Here is a 22,802-nt window from a genome sequence, read left to right as displayed (position 1 = left end):
AGGGCCGCAACCTTATGCGCGGTATAAGAGAAACTTTGAATGACGACGCTTAATCTGGGCTATCTCGCGACGTTCCGTCTGGTTCACCAGCGCGGGAGCTTTTCCGCCGCGGCGGATCTGCTGGGCATTTCCCAGCCCGCCGTCAGCCTGCAAATTCGCCAGCTGGAGCAATTTCTGCAAACGCGACTGGTGGAGCGTACCGGGCGGGGCATCAGGGTGACGGCAGCCGGAGAGGCTCTGCTGGCGCATGGGGAGCGCATTCAACAGGCGGTGGATGAAGCCATCCGCGCCGTGAGCGCCTTCAGCCATGATGTGAGCGGCACCATTACGCTCGGCACGGGCGCAACCGCCTGCATTCATCTGCTGCCGCCGCTGCTGGAACAGCTACGCCGCGACTATCCGCTTCTGAACGTGGGGGTAACCACGGGCAACACCCTGGATATCGTCAGGGCCATCGAGGAGAACCGTCTCGATATGGGGCTGGTGACGCTGCCGGTGAGTAGCAGAGCGCTGGACGTCCTGCCGGTGATGGAGGAAGAGTTTGTTTTTATCGCCTCGCGGGAGCAGCAGGAGGCTTTCAGGGCGTTTACCCCGGAGGCGTTATATGCTCACCCGCTGATTGCCTTTGAATCCGGCAGCGGTACCCGGGCGCTGATCGAGGGCTGGTTTGCTGCCAGTGGCTCAGGGGGCGCGCCGGTGATGCAGCTTGGCAGTATCGAGGCGATCAAGCGCATGGTGCGCGCAGGGCTGGGCTACAGCATTGTGCCGCGCATGGCGGTGGAGCAGGAGGCCGATCGTGACGGACTATGCGTGAGGTCGCTGACGCCGGTGCTGCATCGGCAGCTGGCCGTGGTGATGCGACAGGATAAAATCCTCAGCAAAGGGATAGCAGGCATTATTCGGTTAGTGCAAAACTCTCCGGCGAGCTAGCGGTCAGCTGTGTCGACGGTCAGGCTGGTTTGCTGTGACTGGAGTTTGTCCTGATGGTGATACCAGGCGCCAATCGAAGAATAAACGAAGCGGCCAAAGAAAAAGAGGAAGCTGATTAACAGTATGATGCGGGTCATCCGGGTGTTAAATCGATGTCGTTTGCGCATACGCGTGACCTGACTCACTCTGTTTTTCCTGGGTAAGCCCTTTTGGGCGATGAGGATATTAAGGCACAGCGGGAAGATGGGGTCAATTCTGCAATGTGTAAATAACCGTCAACGTTTACATTATCTGATGTTATTGAAATTTATTAATGCATTTACCATCTTGATAACGTGAGGAAAATTATTTCAAAAAAGCGCCGCGAAACGTTATTTGCGTAAATTAGTTTGATTTAGGTCAACGGATTCTCAAGCCTGGTATTTAAAATCCTTCCTCCACACTGTTCGCCCTGCACGTTGCCGGGCGGCGCGTACGTCAGGTCGGATGCCTGTCTTTATGTTCCCCAGGGACTGAAAGGGGTTAAACCGGGCATCTATGAACATTCTCGCTTTCCTGAAACGAAATAAAGACCGCTGGTGGGCGCTGCCGCTTATTTTGCCAGTGGTTTTGCTGCCCGTGCTGAGTGCAGCCAATACCCTGACGCAGCTGGGCGACGGTATTGTGGCGCTCTATTATTTGCCGCTCTCTTTTCTGCTCGTATTAATGCTCTTCTTTGGCTTTGCCGCCGTGCCTGGAATTGTGTTATCGCTGTTTATCCGTTATTACGACGCGGTCGGGCTGTTTGAAACCGTCGCCGGTGTGCTGCATTTTATTGTTCCTCTCGTGCTGAGCTGGGGGGGTTATCGCGTTTTTGCCCCCAGACGCAATATGACGGGGTACGGCGATATCCGGCTGATGCCGCAGCGCCTGTTCTGGCAGGTCTTCTGTCCTGCAACGCTGTTTCTCGTGTTGTTTCAGTTTGCGGTCTATCTGGGCGTGTATGAGAGTCGTCAGAGCCTGGCGGGGCTCAACCCTCTCAATATTAGCACGCTCATTAACTATCAGGCGCTGCTGGTCAGCGGGCTGACAGGCGTGCCGTTGAGCTATCTGCTGATCCGCCTGATTCGTCATCCGCGCTATCTCACCCGTTTTATCTCGCAGATCCGTCTTCAGATAGACAAAAAGGTGACGCTCGTTGAGTTTTTGCTGTGGGCGATTACGCTTGGTGGGTTGCTTTCGCTGCTGTTGCTCCCGATGAATGAAAACAGCTCCATTTTCACCACCAACTACACCCTGTCGTTGCTGATGCCGGTGATGCTCTGGGGGGCGATGCGTTTTGGCTATAAGCTGATATCGCTAATCTGGACACCGGTGCTGCTGGTGTCTATTCACTATTTTTATCACTATATCCCGGTGAACGCGGGGTATGACATCCAGCTGGCGATCACCTCTTCCAGTTACCTGGTCTTCTCGTTTGTTGTGATTTATATGTCGATGCTGGCGACTCGCCAGCGTGCGGTGAATAAACGCACCCGCAGGCTGGCGCTGCTCGACCCGGTCGTACATATGCCTAACCTGCGGGCGCTGTCGCGCGATCTGGCGAAGAACCCGTGGTCGGCGCTCTGCCTGCTGCGCATTCCGGAGCTGGAAATTCTGGGCCGAAATTACGGCGTGCTGCTGCGTATTTTGTACAAACAGCAGCTGGCGCAGTGGATTAACGGCACGCTTCAGCCTAATGAGCAGGTATATCACCTGACCGGCTGCGACCTGGCGGTACGGCTTAACGCAGAATCACACCAGCAGCGCATTGATACCCTCGACGAGCATATCAAACAGTTCCGCTTTGTCTGGGATGGCATGCCGCTGCAGCCGCAGGTTGGCGTGAGCTACTGCTATGTCCGCTCCCCGGTTACTCATCTTTATCTGGTACTGGGTGAGCTGGGGGTGGTTGCCGATCTGTCGCTCTCCTCCAACCATCCGGAAAATCTTCAGCAGCGTGGCGCTGTCCATCTTCAGCGCAGCCTGAAGGATAAAGTCGCGATGATGAGTCGCCTGCAAAAGGCACTCGATAACAACGCTTTTACCCTGCTGGCGCAGCCCGTTCGCGGCCTGCGGGGTGACCGCTATCATGAAATCCTGCTGCGGATGCCGGACGTAGACGGGCTATTGCTCTCCCCCGATCAATTCCTGCCCGTCGCGCAGGAGTTTGGTCTCTCCTCGCGGGTGGATTTGTGGGTGCTGGACCACACCCTGCGCTTCCTGGCAGAACACCGCGAGCAACTACCCGGTCATCGTTTTGCCATTAATCTGGCCCCTTCAACCGTTTGTCGGGTGCAGTTCCCGCTTGAGGTGAGCCGCCTGCTGGCGAAATACGCCATTGAGCCGTGGCAGCTGATTTTTGAGGTGACGGAATGCAGCACCTTCGGCAACGGGGAGCAGGCGCAACACATCCTCCAGCAGCTGCAGAAAATGGGGGTACGCATTGCGATTGATGATTTTGGCACCGGCTATGCCAGCTATGCGCGGCTGAAAAGCGTGGATGCCGATATTCTCAAGATTGACGGCAGCTTTATTCGCAACATCGTCAATAACAGCCTGGATTACCAGATAGTGGCTTCAATCTGCCATCTGGCGCGCATGAAGAAAATGCTGGTGGTGGCTGAGTACGTCGAGACCGAAGAGATACGCAGCGCGGTTCACGCGCTGGGTATCGATTATGTGCAGGGGTATCTGATTGGCAGGCCGGTGGCGCTTGCCTCGCTGCTGGAGGCAGAGGCGTCCGTAGCGGACGCCTGAGCCGTTATGCCGCGACGTCGGCGCTCTCTTCTTCGATCTTGAGCAGCCAGCCGGTGACCGCTTCCCAGTACTGCTGCTCTTTTTCCAGGTCCAGCAGGACCAGCGCGTTCTGGCTAAACCAGTCGTGCGGGAAGCAGAGCGTCCAGTGATGGTCGTCGGTTTTCAGCTTCAGCGTGGGCGGGGTGGTGGTGGCCTGACGCTGGTTATTGAGCAGCACGCCCAGGCGCAGCAGCTGAATCAGCGGCAGGAACTGCTTCTTCTTGAACAGCGTGAAGCGCGGCAGATCGTCGAGCTTGATGGCTTTACGGTGATAGCGCACCAGGGTCGCCATCATGGTCTGCTGCTCCTGGTTGAAGCCCGGCAGATCGCTGTTTTGCAGAATGTAGGCCGAATGACGGTGCATGCCGCTGTGGTTAATGTTCAGTCCCACTTCGTGCAGCATCGCGGCCCATTTCAGCAGGGCGGCGAGCTGCGGATGCGCAAGTTTAGGATTCTGCTCCTGCCATTGTTCGTACATCTGTACGGTGGTTTCCAGCACGCGCTTCGCCTGGTCGCGGTCGATGTTGTACTGGTTTGCCAGGCTTTGCGCGGTGCGGCTGCGAATATCCTGGTGGCGGAAGCGGCCTTCCATCTCGTAGAGCACGCCTTCACGCAGCGCGCCGTCGGAGAGACGCAGCTCCTTGATGGCCAGCGCATCGAACACGCCGCAGAGAATAGCCAGCCCCGGTACGAACACCGCTTTACGCTCGTCGGAAAGCCCCGGCAGGCTTAAGGCGTCAAAACTTTTATGTTTCAGCACTTCTTCGGTCAGCAGCGTCAGGCGCTCGGGGGTGATAAACCCGTCTTTTTCACCCATCGCCAGCAGCACTTCATGCGCCGCTTTGATGGTGCCTGATGCGCCCAGCGCCACGTTCCAGCCCTGGATCCGGTACTGCCAGGCCAGGTTTTCCAGTTTCTGGACGGCCGCCATCCGCGCCCGCTGGAAGTTCTCACGGGTGATGGTGCCGCCCGGGAAGTACATCTGCGCGAAGCTGACGCAGCCCATCCGGCGGCTTTCCACCAGACGCGGCTCAAAGTCTTCGCCGATCACAAGCTCTGTAGAGCCGCCGCCGATATCGATAACCAGCTTGCGCCCTTTTTCCGGCTGGGTGTGCTCAACGCCCATAAAAATCAGGCGCGCCTCTTCGTTACCGGAGATGATCTCAATCGGGTAGGGGATCACTTTTTCCGCCCGTTTGAGGAACTCTGGCGCGTTCAGGGCCTGACGCAGGGTATGGGTGCCCACGATGCACACGCTGGAGGGCGAAAAGCCCTGCAGACGTTCAGCGAACAGCGACAGGCAGTTTAAGCCGCGCTCCATCGCCTCTTCGCTAAGCATGCTGCGTTCATCAAGGCCATCCGCCAGGTGTACGCGCTGCTTCAGACGACCGATGATCTGCAGCGCGCCATCCACCTCACGGGCGATGACCATGTGGAAACTGTTAGAGCCTAGATCGACCGCGGCGAATTCCTGCGGGCGTGGGGTCTTATCATTTATCGGCATAGGTTAATCGGGTTGCTCGAGTGATTTGATATAGTCGTAAATCGCCAGTTGTGACCGCACTTTACGGCGGTTGCCGCGCGGCACGTAGCGGTTACTCAGTTCTTTGTCGATATAGCGTGCTTTCACGGTATCGCTGAACAGAATCTCGATAATGTCGAGGATCTGCTGCTTCAGACGCGGATCCAGCAGCGGTGCCGCGACTTCAATTCGGTAGTCAATATTGCGCGTCATCCAGTCTGCAGAAGAGAGATAGACCTGCTTATCACCCGCATTATCAAAAATATAGACCCGATCGTGTTCCAGGTAGCGGTCAACAATACTGATCACCCGAATATTGTCGCTGATACCTTCCAGTTCCGGGATCAGCGAGCACATGCCGCGGATCAGCAGATTAACCGGCACGCCGGAGCTGGACGCCGCATACAGGCGGTCTACCAGACCTTTGTCGACCAGGTTGTTGAGCTTCAGGGTGATGCCGGACGACAGCCCTTTCTGAGCATTGGCGATCTCTTTATCGATCATATCGTACAGCAGACGGCGCGAGTTCTGTGGGGATACCAGCAGATAGTCGAAGCTCACCGGGCGGTACGGGTTCTCAATAAAGTTGAACACCCGACGCACCTCGTTGGTGATGCGCGCATCGGCGGTCAGCAGCGAGTAGTCGGTATAAATTCGCGCGGTTTTCTCGTTAAAGTTCCCGGTACCGATGTGGGCATAGCGCACCACGTCGTCACCCTCTTTACGGGAGATAAGGAACAGCTTGGCGTGAATTTTCAGCCCCGGCGCGGAGAAGATGACGTGTACGCCCGCTTCCGTCAGCCGGCGCGCCCAGTGAATGTTCGCCTCTTCGTCGAAGCGCGCCTGCAGCTCCACCACCACGGTAACTTTTTTACCATTGTGCGCGGCGTGGATCATCGCATCGATAATGCGGGAATCTTTGGCCACGCGGTAGATGTTGATTTTGATCGCCAGCACGCTCGGGTCGAAGGAGGCCTGACGCAGCAGCTCCAGCACGTGTTCAAACGTGTGATACGGATAGTAGAGCAGGACGTCGCGTTCGCGGATGGCGTCGAAACCGTTGCGGAATTTATCAAACCACAGATGGCGCAGGCGCGGCAGCGGTTTGTTTACCAGATTGGCCTTGCCCACGTTCGGGAAGCCAATAAAGTCTTTAAAGTTGTGGTAACGGCCACCCGGGACGATGGAGTCATAGCGCGAAATGGTCAGTTTCTCGCGCAGCATTTCCACCATCGCGTCCGGCATATCGCGCTGATAAACAAAGCGCACCGGCTCCGCCGTCAGGCGCTGCTTGAGGCTGGAGGACATCAGCTCCATCAGGCTGGCTTCCATCTCGTGCACCAGGTCATATTCGGCGTCACGGGTCATCTTCATCGAATAGGCGTTTAACGCGTCGTAATCGAAGAAGCCTTTGAAGATGTCATCCAGACAGTAGCGCAGGATGTTATCCAGCAGGATCATCGGCTTGCGTCTGCGTGGGGTTTCCGGCGGCAGGTTCACAAAGCGCGGCACCTTATCGGACGGGATCTCCAGCAGCGCGTATCGGATGGATTCACCGCGAATAATTTCCACCGCCAGGTAGGTGTAGTCATCTTTCAGGAACTGCACCAGATCGGTTTCGCGGTTGATCAGTATCGGGGTGATGTGCTGGCGCAGATACTGCTTGAAGTAGTGGCGCAGCCAGTTTTGTTGGTTAACGGAAAGCTGACGTTCGTTAATCAGGAAGATTTGATTGCGTGCCATCTCCAGCAGCAGTTCGTTATACAGGCCGTCAAATTCCTGATCGGCTTTCAACACGCGGGACTGGATTTTGCCCAACAGATGGCGCGAGTGAGAGTTTAAGCCCTGTTCTTCGCTGATGATGATGCGTCTTTTCAGCTCGGCAAAGCGAACCTTGTAGAACTCATCCAGGTTGTTGGAATAAATGCCCAAAAAACGCATGCGCTCGATCAGCGGGTTACTTTTGTCAGCCGCTTCCTGGAGGACACGTTCGTTAAATGCTAACCAGCTTAGCTCTTTCTCGATATATAACTTTTCCTGACCCATTACAGCTCACACTCCAGTTCAATCACAGGACGTGGTAAATCCGTCTCGTCCTTATTATGGCGAGCATTTCCACGATATGTCCAACAGTGCCAGAAAAGTATGACAGTTATTTTTTTTGTTGAGGATTTTAGAGGGTTGGAGAAGGGGATATCGGGTAAGCGCAGCGCCACCCGATATAACAAACTACTCTTCGGCCGCATAGCCCTGCGGAGGTAACTTCACGCCATCCAGCCATGCCGCGCCGTCGCGCATTTCGAGACGCCCGTCGACAAACCAGCTCACCACCAGCGGGTAAATGGCATGCTCCTGGGTCTGTACCCGTTCGGTCACGTCGTCTTCGTTGTCGCCGTCAAAGACCGGGACTTTGGCCTGCAGGATCACCGGGCCGCCGTCCAGTTCGTCGGTCACGAAATGGACCGAGGTACCGTGCTCTTCATCGCCGTTTTCCAGAACCTGGCGATGGGTGTGCAGGCCGGGATATTTCGGCAGAAGCGAAGGGTGAATATTCAGCAGGCGTCCGGCGTAATGTGCAACAAAAGCCGGGCTCAGAATACGCATGTATCCTGCCAGCACCACGACGTCAGGAGCGTAGGCATCAATCTCCTGCACCAGCTCGCGGTCAAACGCTTCACGACCAGCAAACTGGCTGGCTTCCAGCGCGTGCGCGGGAATGTTTGCTTCCCGGGCGCGCTCAAGGCCGAATGCATCGGCCTTGTTGCTGAAGACTGCCCGAATGGTGCCGTTGATTTTCTTCTGTTTGCAGGCGTCAATTATCGCCTGCAAATTGCTTCCGTTGCCGGAAATGAGCACCACGATGTTTTTCATTCAATAACCACACGCTGTTCGGAATCGGAAGCTTTAATCGTACCGATTTTCCACGCGTTTTCACCTTTCTCTGTCAGCAGCTTAACCGCTTTATCCGCTTCACTGGCTGGCAGGGCGATCACCATACCGACGCCGCAGTTAAAGGTGCGATACATTTCGTGAGAGCTCACGTTACCTGCGGTCTGCAGCCAGTTAAAGACGGCCGGCCACTGCCATGAGGATTCGTCGATCACCGCCTGCGTGTTGTCCGGCAGTACGCGAGGAATGTTTTCCCAGAAGCCGCCGCCCGTCAGGTGGGCAATGGCGTGAACGTCAACGTTCTCGATAAGTTCCAGCACGTTTTTCACGTAGATGCGGGTCGGGGCCAGCAGATGATCGGCCAGCGGTTTACCTTCAAGCTCGGTGGTCTGTGGGTCGCAACCGCTCACCTCAAGAATTTTGCGCACCAGGGAGTAGCCGTTAGAGTGCGGGCCGCTGGAGGCCAGCGCGATCAGCACATCGCCATCGGCTACTTTGCTGCCGTCGATAATTTCTGATTTTTCTACCACGCCGACGCAGAAGCCTGCGACGTCATAATCTTCGCCGTGATACATGCCCGGCATTTCAGCGGTCTCACCGCCGACCAGCGCACACCCAGACTGCAGACACCCTTCGGCGATACCGTTAATGACGCTGGCTGCGGTATCAACGTCCAGTTTGCCGGTCGCGTAATAATCGAGGAAGAACAGCGGCTCAGCACCCTGAACCACCAGGTCGTTTACACACATCGCGACCAGATCGATACCGATTGTGTCGTGACGTTTTAAATCCATCGCCAGGCGCAGTTTTGTGCCTACACCGTCAGTACCCGAGACCAGAACAGGTTCACGATATTTTTGCGGCAGCGCGCACAGTGCGCCGAATCCACCCAGACCCCCCATCACTTCCGGGCGGCGGGTTTTTTTCACCACACCTTTGATTCGGTCAACCAGCGCATTACCTGCGTCAATATCAACACCGGCATCTTTGTAGCTGAGAGAAGTTTTGTTGGTCACGGCTCAAGTCCCCACGCGATTGCATAGCTAGTAAGAAAAATCGGCGCAATTCTAACAGTCCAGGCAAACGTTTGCGAGCCTATTCTCGGCGAGAGGATTTTTTTTTCTGTTCCCCCTCTGGCGGCGCGCAAACTTGACTCCGTTCACGAAAATGAAACCGGTTTCGGCGATCTGCTTGCCAGCGGTTTGCGGATTGAACATCATGAACTGAAACCGGTTTCAGTTTCATTCAGGAGGGATGAAGTCATGGGCATTGCCGCATTCGATATTGGTGGCACCGCATTAAAAATGGGCATCGCGACAGCGCAGGGAGAGCTTCTGCAAACGGATAAGGCCGCCATTAAGAACAGCGACGGCGAGGCCATCCTTTCGCACATGCTGAGCTGGGTGACGGCGCATCGCGGACTTGACGGGATCGCCATCAGCGCGCCGGGGTATGTTAACCCGCATACCGGGTTTATCGAGATGGGAGGGGCAATCCGCCGCTTTGACCAGTTCGCGTTGCAGGCCTGGCTTGAGGCGCAGACGGGTTTACCGGTGACCGTAGAGAATGACGCCAACTGCGTGCTGCTGGCGGAACGCTGGCAGGGGAAGGCGACGGGGATCGACAATTTCCTGGTGCTGACCATCGGTACCGGGATTGGCGGGGCCATTTTCTGCAACGGCAGGCTGGTTCACGGGGCGCGTTTTCGCGCCGGGGAGTTCGGCTACATGCTTACGGAAAGGGCGGACTCAAGGCGCATTGCCCGCCACTCCATGAATGAAAACTGCACGTTACGCACGCTTCGCAAGCGCTACGCCGACTTTCACGGGCTGGCGCTTGATGAGGTGACCGGCGAAGCCATCTTTGATGGTTATGACGCAGGCGACGTGGTATGCCGCCGCCTGGTGGATGATTTTCTTAACGGCATTGCGACAGGGCTCTACAACCTGGCGAATGTGTTCGATCCGCAGACCATTTTCATTGGCGGCGGTATCGCGGAACGACCCGGTTTTATGGGCCTGCTTCGCACCCATCTCACGTGGTTTGGCATCGCGGATATCGCCGATGTTGTCAGCCACGGCAACCGCGCCGGGTTAATTGGCGCGGTTTACCATTTCAGACAGCAGTATCCGTCAGCAATCCGCAACATCGAATGAGGGAAAGAGTATGTCAGGATTTAAAGCAGGTTTTCTGTGGGGCGGCGCGGTGGCCGCGCACCAGCTGGAAGGCGGCTGGCAAGAGGGCGGTAAAGGGGTGAGCGTCGCCGACGTCATGACCGCCGGCGCCCACGGCGTACCGCGTGAAATCACCAACGGCGTGCTGCCAGGGAAAAACTACCCGAACCACGAAGCCATCGATTTTTACCATCGTTATAAGGAAGACATCAAACTCTTTGCCGAGATGGGGTTCAAATGCTTCCGTACCTCTATCGCCTGGACGCGTATCTTCCCGAAAGGGGACGAGCGGGAGCCTAACGAGGCGGGCCTGAAGTTCTATGACGATCTGTTCGATGAGTGTCTGAAATACGGCATTGAACCGGTTATCACGCTCTCTCACTTTGAGATGCCTTTCCATCTGGTCACGGAATACGGCGGATGGCGCAACCGTAAGCTGATCGACTTCTTCGTTCGCTTCGCAACCGTCGTATTCCAGCGCTATCAGCATAAAGTGAAGTACTGGATGACCTTCAACGAGATTAACAACCAGGCTAACTTCCACGAAGATTTTGCGCCGTTCACCAACTCCGGGCTGAAGTATGCGCCGGGGGAGGACCGGGAGCCGGTGATGTTCCAGGCGGCCCACTATGAGCTGGTGGCCAGCGCCCTGGCGGTGAAGGCGGGACGCGAGATTAACCCGTCGCTGCAGATCGGCTGCATGATTGCCATGTGTCCTATCTATCCGCTGACCTGCGCGCCCGACGATATGATGATGGCGATGAACGCCATGCACCGTCGTTACTGGTTCACCGACGTCCATGTGCGCGGTAAGTATCCGCAGCATCTACTCAACTACTTCGAGCGTCGCGGTTTCGCGCTGGATATTACCGAGGAAGATAAAGCGGCGCTGACCCAGGGCTGCGTGGATTACATCGGCTTCAGCTATTACATGTCTTTCGCCACCAAAGCGACGGCGGACAACCCGGAACTGGATTACGACGAGAGCAAGAGTCTGGTCTCCAACCCGTACGTGCAGAAATCGGACTGGGGCTGGCAGATTGACCCGGTGGGTCTGCGCTACTCCCTGAACTGGTTCTGGGATCACTACCAGCTGCCGCTGTTCATCGTTGAGAATGGCTTTGGCGCCATCGACGTGCAGGAGAGCGACGGCACGGTGAATGATCAGTACCGCATTGACTATCTCGCCGCCCACATCCGTGAGATGAAAAAAGCGGTGGTGGAAGATGGCGTAGACCTGATGGGCTATACCCCGTGGGGCTGTATCGACCTCGTTTCTGCCGGTACGGGCGAAATGAAAAAACGCTACGGCTTTATCTTTGTCGATAAAGACAATGAAGGTAACGGCACGCTGAACCGCAGTAAGAAGAAGTCGTTCGACTGGTATAAGCAGGTGATTGCGAGTAACGGCGAGCAGCTATAATTGCCCGGTGGCGCTGCGCTTACCGGGCCTACGGGATGTGTAGGCCGGGTAAGCGTTAGCGCCACCCGGCAGAACCCCGCACTCAAGCCGGAGTCTCGCCTCCGGTTTTTTTGTCTCTAAATCACTTCGCTTGATCCCTGTCAAGCAAGATGGGTATGGCCTAATCTGAAAAAAGCGGTATAATCCCGCGATTTTTTTGCGGATGCCACCTCAGAGGAGAAAGAGAATGAAGATTGTGGAAGTGAAACACCCACTCGTTAAACACAAGTTGGGCCTGATGCGTGAGCATGACATCAGCACGAAGCGTTTTCGCGAACTGGCATCTGAAGTGGGTAGCCTGCTGACCTACGAAGCGACCTCTGACCTGGAAACCGAAAAAGTGACCATCGAAGGCTGGAACGGCCCGGTGCAGGTTGAGCAGATCAAAGGTAAGAAAATTACCGTAGTGCCAATCCTGCGTGCCGGTCTCGGCATGATGGAGGGCGTGCTGGAGCACGTACCGAGCGCGCGTATCAGCGTGGTGGGTATCTACCGTAATGAAGAGACGCTGGAGCCGGTACCTTACTTCCAGAAGCTGGTGTCTAACATCGACGAGCGTATGGCGCTGGTGGTTGACCCAATGCTGGCGACCGGCGGTTCAATGATCGCCACTATCGACCTGCTGAAAAAAGCAGGCTGCAGCAGCATTAAAGTGCTGGTGCTGGTTGCGGCACCGGAAGGGATCGCGGCGCTGGAAAAAGCGCACCCGGATGTGGAGCTGTATACCGCGTCTGTCGACCAGGGGCTGAACGAGCACGGGTACATCATCCCGGGGCTGGGCGATGCCGGCGATAAGATCTTTGGTACGAAATAATCGAATAACGATAACGAAGCCGACTTTGATAGTCGGCTTTTTTTTGAATAAAACACACATAACTAACCATCTCAGAGGAAAACACTATGACGCGCCGTGCTATCGGGGTGAGTGAAAGACCGCCGCTTTTACAGACAATCCCGCTTAGTTTGCAGCACCTGTTCGCCATGTTTGGCGCAACCGTGCTGGTGCCAATCCTGTTTCACATTAACCCGGCTACCGTGCTGCTGTTCAACGGTATTGGTACGCTGCTGTACCTCTTTATCTGTAAAGGCAAAATCCCGGCGTATCTGGGTTCGAGCTTTGCCTTTATCTCGCCGGTGTTGCTGCTTCTGCCGCTGGGTTATGAAGTGGCGCTGGGCGGGTTTATCATGTGTGGCGTGCTGTTCTGCCTGGTCTCTTTCATTGTGAAGAAAGCCGGTACCGGCTGGCTGGACGTGATGTTCCCGCCTGCGGCAATGGGTGCCATCGTTGCCGTTATCGGTCTCGAGCTTGCGGGCGTGGCGGCCAATATGGCCGGTCTGCTGCCTGCTGACGGCCAGTCACCGGATTCCAAAACCATCATCATCTCGCTGGTGACCCTGGGCGTAACGGTGTTTGGCTCCGTGCTGTTCCGCGGTTTTATGGCGATTATCCCGATCCTGATCGGCGTGCTGGCGGGCTATGCACTCTCCTTCGTGATGGGCGTTGTCGATACCACGCCAATCGCTCAGGCGCACTGGTTCGCCCTGCCAACCTTCTACACGCCACGCTTCGAATGGTTTGCTATCTTCACCATTCTGCCTGCCGCGCTGGTGGTTATTGCTGAACACGTTGGTCACCTGGTGGTGACGGCGAACATCGTCAAGCGCGATTTGATCCGCGACCCGGGTCTGCACCGTTCTATGTTTGCCAACGGCTTCTCGACCATTATCTCCGGGTTCTTTGGCTCCACGCCAAACACCACCTACGGTGAGAATATTGGCGTGATGGCCATTACCCGCGTCTACAGTACCTGGGTTATCGGCGGCGCGGCGATCATTGCCATTTTGCTTTCCTGCGTCGGTAAACTGGCAGCGGCGATCCAGATCATCCCGGTGCCGGTGATGGGCGGTGTCTCTCTGCTGCTGTACGGCGTGATCGGCGCATCCGGTATTCGCGTGCTGATTGAGTCTAAAGTGGATTACAGCAAAGCGCAGAATCTGATCCTGACCTCCGTTATCCTGATCATCGGCGTGAGCGGCGCCAAGGTGCACATCGGTGCGGCCGAGCTGAAGGGGATGGCGCTGGCGACCATCGTTGGCGTGGGCCTGAGCCTGATTTTCAAGCTGATCTCCGTGATCCGCCCGGAAGAGGTGGTGCTGGACGCCGACGAAAGCGAAAATGCCCCACACTGATCCTTTAATCTGATCCTTTAATCGGGCGAAGGATCGCCCGGTTCTCTCCTTGCAGGTTCCGTGTTAAACTCCATGCCGATTTTATGTAAGATCTGGTTGAGGTACTTCTGAACGGACCGGCACAGCTCTCTCTGCCACTCTATCTCCCTGACGACGAAACTTTCGCGAGTTTCTGGCCGGGTGATAACCCCTCTTTACTGGCTGCACTGCAAAACGTGCTGCGCCAGGATCACAGCGGATACATCTATATCTGGTCACGCGAAGGCGCGGGGCGCAGCCACCTGTTGCATGCCGCCTGTGCGGAACTCTCCGCCCGGGGTGATGCGGTAGGCTATGTGCCGCTGGATAAGCGTACCTGGTTTGTGCCTGACGTGCTGGAGGGAATGGAACACCTCTCCCTGGTCTGCATCGATAATATCGAATGCGTGGCGGGGGATGAGCCGTGGGAAATGGCGATCTTTAACCTCTATAACCGCATTCTGGAATCGGGCAAAACCCGGCTCTTGATCACCGGCGATCGTCCGCCGCGCCAGCTTAATCTGGGGCTGCCGGATTTGGCATCGCGTCTGGACTGGGGGCAAATCTATAAGCTGCAGCCACTGTCCGATGAAGACAAACTGCAGGCGTTACAGCTGCGCGCAAAGCAGCGTGGCTTTGAGCTGCCGGAGGACGTGGGTCGTTTCCTGCTTAAGCGTCTGGACCGCGAAATGCGCACGCTGTTCGACACGCTCGATCAGCTCGATCGCGCGTCCATCACCGCCCAGCGCAAGCTGACCATTCCGTTTGTGAAAGATATTCTGAAGCTTTGAGTTTTGTTGCCCGGTGGCGCTGCGCTTACCGGGCCTACGAGAATCGTGCGGGTTGATGCCCTCACCCCAACCCTCTCCCACGGGGAGAGGGAGAAATATTTGTAGGCCGGGTAAGGCGTAGCCGCCACCCGGCTAAAGATCCCCCAGCAAGTGCTCCACCAGCAGCGGAATCGGCCTCCCTGACGCCACGCTCCGTCCGTTTTCACGCCACAGCGCCGTACCGCTAATATCCAGATGCGCCCACGGGATCGTCGGCGGGCAGAAGTGATGCAGCAGCCATGCCGCCGAGGCGCTGATTGCCGCATTGTTGGTTGGGGTGTTGCACAGATCGGCGATGGCGCTGTCGGTCTGCTTTTTCAGCCGCGCGTCCAGCGGCAGGGACCACACTTCGTCGCCGCTCTGTTTCCCCGCCTGCGTCAGCGCCTTGCGCAGCGGTTCATTCTGGGTCATTAACCCGCTCAGCTCATACCCCAGCGCTTTGACCACCGCACCCGTTAGCGTCGCCATATCAATAATATAGCGTGCCCGGGGATGGCGCAGGCTGGTCCAGGCAATCGCGTCTGCCAGCACCAGTCGACCTTCGGCATCGGTATTGTTGATTTCAACCGTTGTGCCGTTGCAGGCCCGCGCGACCGTGCCGGGCTGCATGGCGTCCGGACCTATCGCGTTTTCCGCCAGCGCCAGCACGCCCATGATGCGAACGGGAAGACCAAGTTCTGCGACGGCAAGCATCAGGCCCAGTACGTTAGCCGCCCCGCACATGTCGTACTTCATGGTGTACATGCCGGCGCCTTCCTTCAGCCACAGACCACCGGTGTCGAAGGTAATGCCTTTACCTACGTAGCAACGTACCGGACCGTCAGAAACCCCCTCATAGTGAATGGCCAGCAGCCGCGGCGGACAGGAAGCGCCTTTACCGACGGCATGAAGTAGCCCCAAACCCTGCGCAACGATCTGCTTTTCATCCAGCACCTCACACCGCAGGGCAGGGAAGTCGGCGGACAATTTTTTCGCCTCTTCGACCACAAACTGTGGCGTACAGCGATCGGAAGGGATATCCGCCAGACGACGCGCAAAGACCATGCCCCGGCTGATGGCCTGCTGCTGGCGGAAGATGACCTCCAGATTGTCCCGCTGTTCCGGCAGGCAAAGAGCGGTAACGTGGCGCAGACGCGCTGGCGTATCGTCGGGTCGCTTCAACTGCAGGTCGCTAAGACGGTGCGCCTGGTTGAAGAGAAAGCGCAGCACCTGCACCAGCACAACGTCGTCGATATGGGTGACGTCGATGATCACATCAGGGCTGACAGGGGAGGCCAGCAGGGGGCGCAGTGCCGTCAGTAATCCTTCAGTGAGACAGTCCTGCCAGAGCGCATCCGGCACCAGCGTGATCCGTGCAAAAGGGGCGCAGCCAAAACGGGTATCGGCAACCCCGTCCTGCCCGCGCATCTCCGCGATAAGCGGGGTGTCCGGCAGTAATGGACAGGCGGTCCGGGCGATGAGGTGACCGTGTGGTCTGGTGTTGGAAAGGGTGGTTGTCAGTTGCCAGGTAATCATTATTGCTCCTCAATCGGCGCGCGGATCCGCGCAGCGTAGGCCTGCATCCATGCTTCATCCACGGCCTGATAATGCGTCTTTTCCTGCCGGCGCTCGGCGCGAAACACGGTCAGCGGCTGGCGGGCGGTGGCGACCACAAACGAGAAGGTTTTGATATTGGTCGCCGCGCCGAACTCGCCTTTATTATTCATGCACACCACGGAGAGATCTCCCGCGCGGCCAAAGCGCGACATCAGCTTGTCTTCCAGCTCAAACACCACCGAATCCGCCGCCTGCTGGGGCGTCATGCCCTGGGCCATGCGGCGAACAATTTCGTAGCTGGTACAGCCTTTCATCAGATCTTCCCCCACGCCCGTGGCGGTGGCGGCGCCGGTTTCGCTGTCACAGTAAAAGCCGGACCCGATAATCGGCGAATCGCCGAGTCGGCCGCGTTTTTTCATAAACAGGCCGCTGGTGGAGGTGGCGACGCTCATGGAGCCCTGTTTGTCGAGGCCGATAATCCCGACGGTGTCGTGGCCGTCGTACGGGCTTAGGCCTTTATCCAGCGTCTCCCGGCAGCGCTTGCGGTAATGCTGCATGGCGCGGTCTGTGAGCATGGTTTTGTCCGCAAAGCCCTGGCTCAGGGCCCATTCGCGCGCCCCCTGGCCGACCAAAAGGCTGTTATACCGCTGACGGCTGAGCGCCTGCGCCACGCGCACCGGGTTGGCGATATCCACAAGATTACCCACGGCACCAAACGCCAGCGTGTCGCCGTCCATGTACGCCGCGTCCAGCTCAACCTCGCCGTTTTCAGTAGGTAACCCACCGTAGCCGACGGATTTATAAAACGGAAAATCTTCGACGGCGGCAACGGCATCCACCACTGCCGCAGAGACCGGTTTTCCCGCAGCCAGCGCAGAGGCAGACTCTGTGACGCCTTCAAGCGCCATTCGCCAGGTGGCGATAATTCCCCACATGCTTTACTCCTGTTTTGCAAGTGTCGTGTCGGTTTGCGTAACGGTCGCCACTTCCGCCGCGCGGTACTGCTTGTCCACAATGCGCATGAAAGGCAGATACAGCATGGCGCCAATCAGCAGATTGATAAGCTGCATCACGCTGCCGCTGAGGTGCCCGGTGACGATAAAACCGCTGATCACCGGCGGCAGCGTCCACGGGATAAACACCCCGGTGGTTACGGCGACCGCGCCAATTTTCATCGCCGCGTACTGCACGCTCACCAGCACCAGCGGCACAAGATTGAAGGGGATAAGCATGATCGGGTTCATGATTACCGGCAGACCGAACAGAATCGGTTCGTTGATGTTAAACACCGACGCCCCCGCGCCCAGGCGGGCGACTTCACGCATGTTTTTGCTGCGGGCGAAAATCAGCATCGCAATCACCAGCGACAGCGTGGCCCCTGCGCCACCCATCCAGATCATGTCAAAAAACTGTTCAGTAATGATGTGCGGCGGCGTGGCCCCAGCCTGAATGGCGGCGATGTTATCAGTCTGGTTCTCCATCCACAGGGGACGAATAATGCCGTTGATCATCGAGCCGGAGTTAATGCCCACTGACCACAGAATGGTAATGCTGAATACCGTCATCAGCGCGCCAAAGTAAGAGGTGCCGTAGTGGCGCACCGGCGTGGCCACAACCTCATAAATAAACTGATGGATCGTGTTGTAATGGGTGTTCTCAAAGACGATGCGGATAACCAGCACCAGAATCATCACCAGCAGCGCCGGGATCAGCGCGGCGAACGACTCCTGTACCGCGGGCGGCACGCCGTCCGGCATTTTGATGACCAGATTTTTGCGCTTCAGCCAGCAGAACAGCTCCGTCCACAGCAGCGAGCCAATCATCGCCACGAACAGTCCTTTACTGCCAATCCACTCCACCGGCATCACGGTAATCCCGCCGTTCTCCGCCACTTTGATAAACGGCGTCAGGATCAGAAACGCTACCAGCGCCAGGATGCCGCAGGAGATGCGGTCTTCGCCGTAGTGTTCGGCCAGGCGGAACGCCACCAGGAAGCTGATAAACAGCGACATGGTGGAGAACACCGCGTTGAACGGAATTTCGATGATGGCGCTCCAGCTCTCACCAAAGGCCTGAGACATAAACTGCTGATAGGTTTGATTCGGAAATGACGAGATCACCAGCAGAATCGAACCGACAATGATAAACGGCATGAACGACACGTAGGCGCCGCGAATGGCCCCGAGGTGACGCTGCTGTGCCGTTTTGGCTGCCAGCGGCATCAGCTTTGCTTCAAGAAATCCCAGAACATTGTTCATTGTGAACTCCGTACAAGATTGAGTGGTGCGGTTTATGTTATGTCTGTGGATTATCAGTGAAGCGTGGCGGGCGAAAGGTGAAATCGGTCACAAAGCAACCGCGTGTGCTATATAAATCTCATATGATTAGTTAATGGAATTGTTGCGATGGAAATTAAACTGCATGCTAATGCCACCACCACGCCACGTATTCGTCGTTATCTCCAGCAGTCCGATAAGAGCGACAGAGAGCTGGCGACTGAGCTGGGGATCTCCATCACCACCGTCAGGCGCTGGCGCAACCGTGAGCAGGTTTCAGATAAGCAGACAACGCCAAAAGTGATACACAAAGCGATGAGACAAGAGCAGGCTGTACTGGTGAATGCGCTGCGCGACATCCTGAACGCGCCGCTGGATGAACTGCTGCTTCTGGTTAATAACGTACTGGGGATCCGCGTGTCCCGGGCAACGCTGAATCGCTATCTCAAACCCGCTGGCGCCAAACCGAAGCGTGCGCCGCTGCGCGGTAAAAAAGCGCTGAAGGCCGGTATCGTGCCTCAGCAGCTGATGCTGCATCATTTGCCGTTATCGCTTCATATGGACGACGGTGGGGAGCAACATCTGCTGTGGGCGCGGGAGCCGGTGAGCGGCTGGTGCTATGCGCGGCTCTATGCCGGGTTATCGCCGCAGCTGTTGACGCGATGGACGCAGGCGCTGCTTGAGGCCTGTCCGGCCCCTGTACAATCTGTTGAGACTTTTGGTTTTGAGGTCACCCTGCCGGACAGTGAAATTGCCATCAACGTGCATCCCCGGACCTCCCGGGCGGTGCAGATCGCGGTACCCTTGCAGGACATTATTCCGCAGGTAAAAACGACGCCTGTCGGGGAGCTGTTGATTCAACTGTGTGAGAGTTACAACCGGGGAAAAGCGCAGAAGACGTTAGGTGAAAGCACGCCGCAGGCCTTTCTGGAAGCGCTGCGGCGTAACGATTAGAGGATCTCGAGCACGTCTTCCGGCGGGCGACCAATGCGTGCCTGGCCGTTGGCCACCACAATGGGTCGCTCAATCAGCTTTGGATTTTCAACCATGGCCTGAACCAGCTCGGCTTCGGTGAGACGGCTGTCGTCCAGGTTAAGCGACTTATACAGATCTTCTTTCTGGCGCATCAGCTCTCGTGCACTGCCCATCCCCAGCATGTGTAGCAGCTGACGGAGGGTTTGGGCATCAGGCGGGGTGTCGAGATACAGCACCACCTCAGGCTCAACGCCGTTAGATTTCAGCAGGCTCAGGGTATCGCGGCTCTTGGAGCAGCGAGGGTTGTGATAGATTTTTACGGCGTCTGTCATGACGTACATTCTCCTTTATTACATCTTCTCGTACGGCTTAAAGCGCTGCTGCAGGCCGCGCAGCTGATCGATACGCGCGTCGTAACGGGCCTGCTGGAGGCTGCCGAGTTTGACCTGCGCGCTGGCGCTGCTGAGCGTGGAAATCGCCTGATCGAGGCGCCCCACCAGGGCAAAGCCTTCGGCGCGCGCCGCCAGCTCCTGATCGCGGTTGCCCAACTGGGCTTCAGCCTGTGCAAGCAGGTCCCAGCCGTTTTGATCGTCTTTATTATTAAAGGTGTAGCGGTTCAGAATGGTCGCCGCTTCCCCAGGCTGGCCGCCCTGTAAGTAAGCGTTCGCCAGGTTAAGCTGCAGCACAGGGTTGGTACGAACGTCTTTCGCCCCTTTCAGGCGGTTAATCGCATCGGCAGATTTCTTCTGCCCCAGATCGATATCCGTGGACAAATCGAGATACCACGGGTTATTCGGGTCGGCGGCCAGAAGCGGCTGCAGCGCTTTACGCGCCTCGTCGTATTTACTGGCTTCCATCGCCTGCAGCGCCAGGCCATACTGCGCGGCGTTTTTCTCACGCACGTTGCCTTTCGCCAGGGCATCCAGCAGGTCGCTGGTGAGCTGGTTACGCCCGGAATTGTACATCCCCAGCGTTCTCACTTTCGCCATGTAGAAATCCTGCGAAGACTGGACCACTACCGGACGCATCTGGTTGGCACGGTTACGCGCATCTGACAGACGGCTTTCCGGTAACGGGTGCGTGAGCAGAATTTCCGGTGGGCGGGAAGAATAACGGGCCTGATCGAGCAGTTTTTCCAGGAAGCTCGGCATGGCCTGCGGGTCGAAGCCCGAGCGCTGCAGCACCTGGATGCCGATGCGGTCCGCTTCCTGCTCGTTTTGCTGGGTAAAGCTGATCATCCCCTGACGCGTACCGGCCAGCGTACCGGTTAAGGCTGCCATCCCGGCCTGCGGGCTGGCCATTGCCAGCAGAATAGAGCCCAGTGCGCCCACCCAGGTGAGCGGTGCGTTACGCTTCTGGTCTTCCATCGCACGCGCCAGGTGGCGCTGCGTGACGTGCGAAATTTCGTGCGCCATCACCGAGGCCAGCTGGCTTTCGTTGTCTGAGTAACGGAATAACGCCGAATGCAGCACCACGTTACCGCCAAAGAAGGCGAAGGCGTTGATTTCGTCATTATTAATCAAATAGAAGTGGAACGGCGTTTTTACCGAGTCGGCGTGCGCCACCAGACGCATCCCCAGCCCGTTGATGTACTGTACCAGCAAAGGGTCGTTAATCAGCGGAGCGCTGCCGCGCAGCTGGCGAACATAGTAATCGCCCATTTGCATCTCTTGCCCAATCGAGAGCGTGCTTCCTGCTGTGGTGCCCATGTCCGGCAATGAATCGGACGAGTCAGCAAAAGCGGGTAATACCTGACCGACCGTCACTGCGGCAATCAGTGTTGCAACCAGTGTTTTTCTCAACTGCCTGAACATAACCACTGTCCTGTATATTGGATGTGCTAATTTGACCGATGAAGCGGCATATCGTTCATCTCTGCTGCCCAGCGAGTGTAGCCGTGTTGCCGCATGAAGAAAATCCCATTCATCATGCTTTTGCGGATTGTGACCGGGATACAAAAAGCGAAAGTCTTTTTTGTGACAGTTAGATACAATTCACCGTCTCACTCCCGCCATTCGATTCAGGGAAGGGTTGTATGCTCGAAATGTTAATGCAGTGGTACCGGCGCCGGTTCAGCGACCCGGAGGCCATTGCTCTGCTGGTTATTCTGGTTGTCGGGTTCGGTATTCTGTTCTTCTTCAGCGGTCTGCTCGCCCCTCTGCTGGTGGCGATTGTGCTGGCCTACCTGCTGGAGTGGCCAACGGCGCGTCTGGAATATATTGGCTGTTCCCGTCGCTGGGCGGCCAGCATCGTCCTGGTGCTGTTTGTCGGTATCCTGCTGTTGATGGCCCTGGTGGTGATGCCGGTGGCCTGGCAGCAGGGGATCTACCTGATCCGCGATATGCCCGGCATGCTGAATAAGCTCTCTGATTTCGCCGCCACGCTGCCGCGCCGTTACCCGGCCCTGATGGATGCCGGGATCATCGACGCGATGGCGGAAAATATGCGCGCCCGCATCATGACGATGGGTGATTCGGTGGTGAAGTACTCTCTGGCGTCGCTGGTGGGGCTGCTTACCCTGGCGGTCTATCTCGTGCTCGTACCGCTGATGGTCTTCTTCCTGGTAAAAGATAAAGACCAGATGCTCAACGCCGTTCGGCGTATTCTGCCGCGCAATCGCGGTCTGGCGGGGCAGGTCTGGGAAGAGATGAACCAGCAGATCACCAACTACATTCGCGGCAAGGTGCTGGAGATGATCGTCGTGGGGGTCGCCACCTGGATTGGTTTCCTGATCTTCGGTCTGAACTACTCGCTGCTGCTGGCGGTGCTGGTGGGGCTGTCGGTTCTGATTCCGTACATCGGCGCGTTTGTGGTGACCATTCCGGTGGTTGGCGTCGCGCTGTTCCAGTTTGGCCTGGGAACCGAGTTCTGGAGCTGCTTCGCAGTATACCTGATTATTCAGGGGCTGGACGGTAACCTGCTGGTACCGGTGCTGTTCTCCGAAGCGGTGAATCTGCATCCGCTGGTGATTATTCTGTCGGTGGTGATTTTCGGCGGGCTGTGGGGGTTCTGGGGTGTGTTCTTTGCCATTCCGCTGGCGACGCTGATTAAAGCGGTGGTGCACGCGTGGCCGGATGTGCCAGCGGTGGAAGAGAAGTAGGTTTTGTGCGGCCTGATGCCCTCACCCCGACCCTCTCCCACAGGGAGAGGGAGAAGGTCGGGTAAGGCGAAGCCGCCACCCGA

The 22,802-nt window shown here is 57.0% G+C and carries 19 protein-coding genes; 9 read left to right on the top strand and 10 right to left on the bottom strand.

Translation table 11 applies throughout. From position 1 onward, the window contains the following. Positions 1 to 39 precede the first annotated feature (39 nt). Entirely contained in the window at positions 40 to 930 is an 891-nt protein-coding gene (locus C1N69_RS16455) for a LysR family transcriptional regulator (protein ID WP_095449860.1), read from the top strand. On the opposite strand, the gene C1N69_RS16450 is transcribed toward C1N69_RS16455, so the two are convergent. Continuing rightward, a complete protein-coding gene (locus tag C1N69_RS16450; protein WP_025758931.1) occupies positions 927 to 1,115 on the bottom strand; it encodes a YfgG family protein in 189 nt (62 codons plus the stop codon). The two genes, C1N69_RS16455 and C1N69_RS16450, sit on opposite strands and share 4 nt — an antisense overlap. Before the next feature lie 352 nt (positions 1,116 to 1,467). Between C1N69_RS16450 and C1N69_RS16445 the strand changes: the two genes are divergently transcribed. After that, positions 1,468 to 3,708 carry an EAL domain-containing protein gene (locus C1N69_RS16445; RefSeq protein ID WP_155031546.1) on the top strand — a complete coding sequence of 747 codons (2,241 nt, stop codon included), beginning with the start codon at positions 1,468 to 1,470 and terminating at the stop codon, positions 3,706 to 3,708. Between the two features lie 4 nt (positions 3,709 to 3,712). On the opposite strand, the gene ppx is transcribed toward C1N69_RS16445, so the two are convergent. From ppx to purM, 4 genes are all read right to left on the bottom strand, one after another. Next, on the bottom strand, positions 3,713 to 5,251 hold the full coding sequence (ppx, locus tag C1N69_RS16440; RefSeq protein ID WP_025758933.1) for an exopolyphosphatase: 1,539 nt from the start codon (positions 5,249 to 5,251) through the stop codon (positions 3,713 to 3,715). Between the two features lie 3 nt (positions 5,252 to 5,254). Next, complete coding sequence (gene ppk1, locus C1N69_RS16435; RefSeq protein ID WP_025758934.1) at positions 5,255 to 7,315, bottom strand: polyphosphate kinase 1; 2,061 nt, start codon at positions 7,313 to 7,315, stop codon at positions 5,255 to 5,257. 183 nt (positions 7,316 to 7,498) lie between these two features. Then, positions 7,499 to 8,140: a phosphoribosylglycinamide formyltransferase gene (gene purN / locus C1N69_RS16430; protein ID WP_025758935.1), complete on the bottom strand. Its 642-nt coding sequence runs from the start codon at positions 8,138 to 8,140 to the stop codon at positions 7,499 to 7,501. Continuing rightward, positions 8,137 to 9,174 carry a phosphoribosylformylglycinamidine cyclo-ligase gene (gene purM, locus C1N69_RS16425; RefSeq protein ID WP_025758936.1) on the bottom strand — a complete coding sequence of 346 codons (1,038 nt, stop codon included), beginning with the start codon at positions 9,172 to 9,174 and terminating at the stop codon, positions 8,137 to 8,139. Before purM ends, purN begins: the two co-directional genes overlap by 4 nt. A 246-nt stretch (positions 9,175 to 9,420) precedes the next feature. Between purM and bglK the strand changes: the two genes are divergently transcribed. From bglK to C1N69_RS16400, 5 genes are all read left to right on the top strand, one after another. Continuing rightward, entirely contained in the window at positions 9,421 to 10,314 is an 894-nt protein-coding gene (bglK, locus tag C1N69_RS16420; RefSeq protein ID WP_155031545.1) for a beta-glucoside kinase BglK, read from the top strand. Between the two features lie 10 nt (positions 10,315 to 10,324). After that, positions 10,325 to 11,755, top strand: coding sequence for a 6-phospho-beta-glucosidase (locus C1N69_RS16415; RefSeq protein WP_047959202.1), 1,431 nt, complete (start codon positions 10,325 to 10,327; stop codon positions 11,753 to 11,755). Between the two features lie 226 nt (positions 11,756 to 11,981). Then, positions 11,982 to 12,608, top strand: coding sequence for a uracil phosphoribosyltransferase (gene upp / locus C1N69_RS16410; protein WP_003860560.1), 627 nt, complete (start codon positions 11,982 to 11,984; stop codon positions 12,606 to 12,608). A gap of 86 nt (positions 12,609 to 12,694) precedes the next feature. Next, entirely contained in the window at positions 12,695 to 13,984 is a 1,290-nt protein-coding gene (uraA, locus tag C1N69_RS16405; RefSeq protein ID WP_155031544.1) for a uracil permease, read from the top strand. 107 nt (positions 13,985 to 14,091) lie between these two features. Then, positions 14,092 to 14,793: a DnaA inactivator Hda gene (locus C1N69_RS16400; protein ID WP_216821201.1), complete on the top strand. Its 702-nt coding sequence runs from the start codon at positions 14,092 to 14,094 to the stop codon at positions 14,791 to 14,793. A 132-nt stretch (positions 14,794 to 14,925) separates the two neighbouring features. Here C1N69_RS16400 and C1N69_RS16395 read toward each other — a convergent pair whose 3' ends face one another. From C1N69_RS16395 to celB, 3 genes are read right to left on the bottom strand one after another with little or no spacing between them, the layout of a single operon-like run. Next, entirely contained in the window at positions 14,926 to 16,347 is a 1,422-nt protein-coding gene (locus C1N69_RS16395) for a leucyl aminopeptidase family protein (RefSeq protein ID WP_155031543.1), read from the bottom strand. Then, complete coding sequence (locus C1N69_RS16390; RefSeq protein ID WP_047959200.1) at positions 16,347 to 17,303, bottom strand: glycosylasparaginase; 957 nt, start codon at positions 17,301 to 17,303, stop codon at positions 16,347 to 16,349. The genes C1N69_RS16395 and C1N69_RS16390 overlap by 1 nt, the downstream gene beginning before the upstream one ends. A 3-nt stretch (positions 17,304 to 17,306) precedes the next feature. Next, positions 17,307 to 18,626 (bottom strand): PTS cellobiose transporter subunit IIC, encoded by a 1,320-nt coding sequence (gene celB, locus C1N69_RS16385; protein WP_155031542.1) that lies wholly within the window; start codon positions 18,624 to 18,626, stop codon positions 17,307 to 17,309. Positions 18,627 to 18,773: 147 nt separating this feature from the next. Here celB and C1N69_RS16380 point away from each other — a divergent pair, with 147 nt between their 5' ends. Beyond that, positions 18,774 to 19,598, top strand: coding sequence for an XRE family transcriptional regulator (locus C1N69_RS16380; protein ID WP_155031541.1), 825 nt, complete (start codon positions 18,774 to 18,776; stop codon positions 19,596 to 19,598). Here C1N69_RS16380 and arsC read toward each other — a convergent pair. Together arsC and bepA are read right to left on the bottom strand one after the other, a co-directional pair. After that, positions 19,595 to 19,951 carry an arsenate reductase (glutaredoxin) gene (gene arsC, locus C1N69_RS16375; RefSeq protein ID WP_045284558.1) on the bottom strand — a complete coding sequence of 119 codons (357 nt, stop codon included), beginning with the start codon at positions 19,949 to 19,951 and terminating at the stop codon, positions 19,595 to 19,597. The two genes, C1N69_RS16380 and arsC, sit on opposite strands and share 4 nt — an antisense overlap. Before the next feature lie 18 nt (positions 19,952 to 19,969). Next, positions 19,970 to 21,433: a beta-barrel assembly-enhancing protease gene (bepA, locus tag C1N69_RS16370; protein ID WP_155031540.1), complete on the bottom strand. Its 1,464-nt coding sequence runs from the start codon at positions 21,431 to 21,433 to the stop codon at positions 19,970 to 19,972. Positions 21,434 to 21,654: 221 nt separating this feature from the next. On the opposite strand from bepA, the gene C1N69_RS16365 reads away from it, so the two are divergent. Continuing rightward, positions 21,655 to 22,719, top strand: coding sequence for an AI-2E family transporter (locus tag C1N69_RS16365; protein ID WP_155031539.1), 1,065 nt, complete (start codon positions 21,655 to 21,657; stop codon positions 22,717 to 22,719). Positions 22,720 to 22,802: the final 83 nt, after the last annotated feature.

The sequence above is a fragment of the Enterobacter sichuanensis genome, from assembly GCF_009036245.1.
GTDB lineage: Bacteria > Pseudomonadota > Gammaproteobacteria > Enterobacterales > Enterobacteriaceae > Enterobacter > Enterobacter sichuanensis.
The sequence above is the reverse complement of the archived record's forward strand: the minus strand, read 5'-3'. Positions and strand labels throughout refer to the sequence as shown.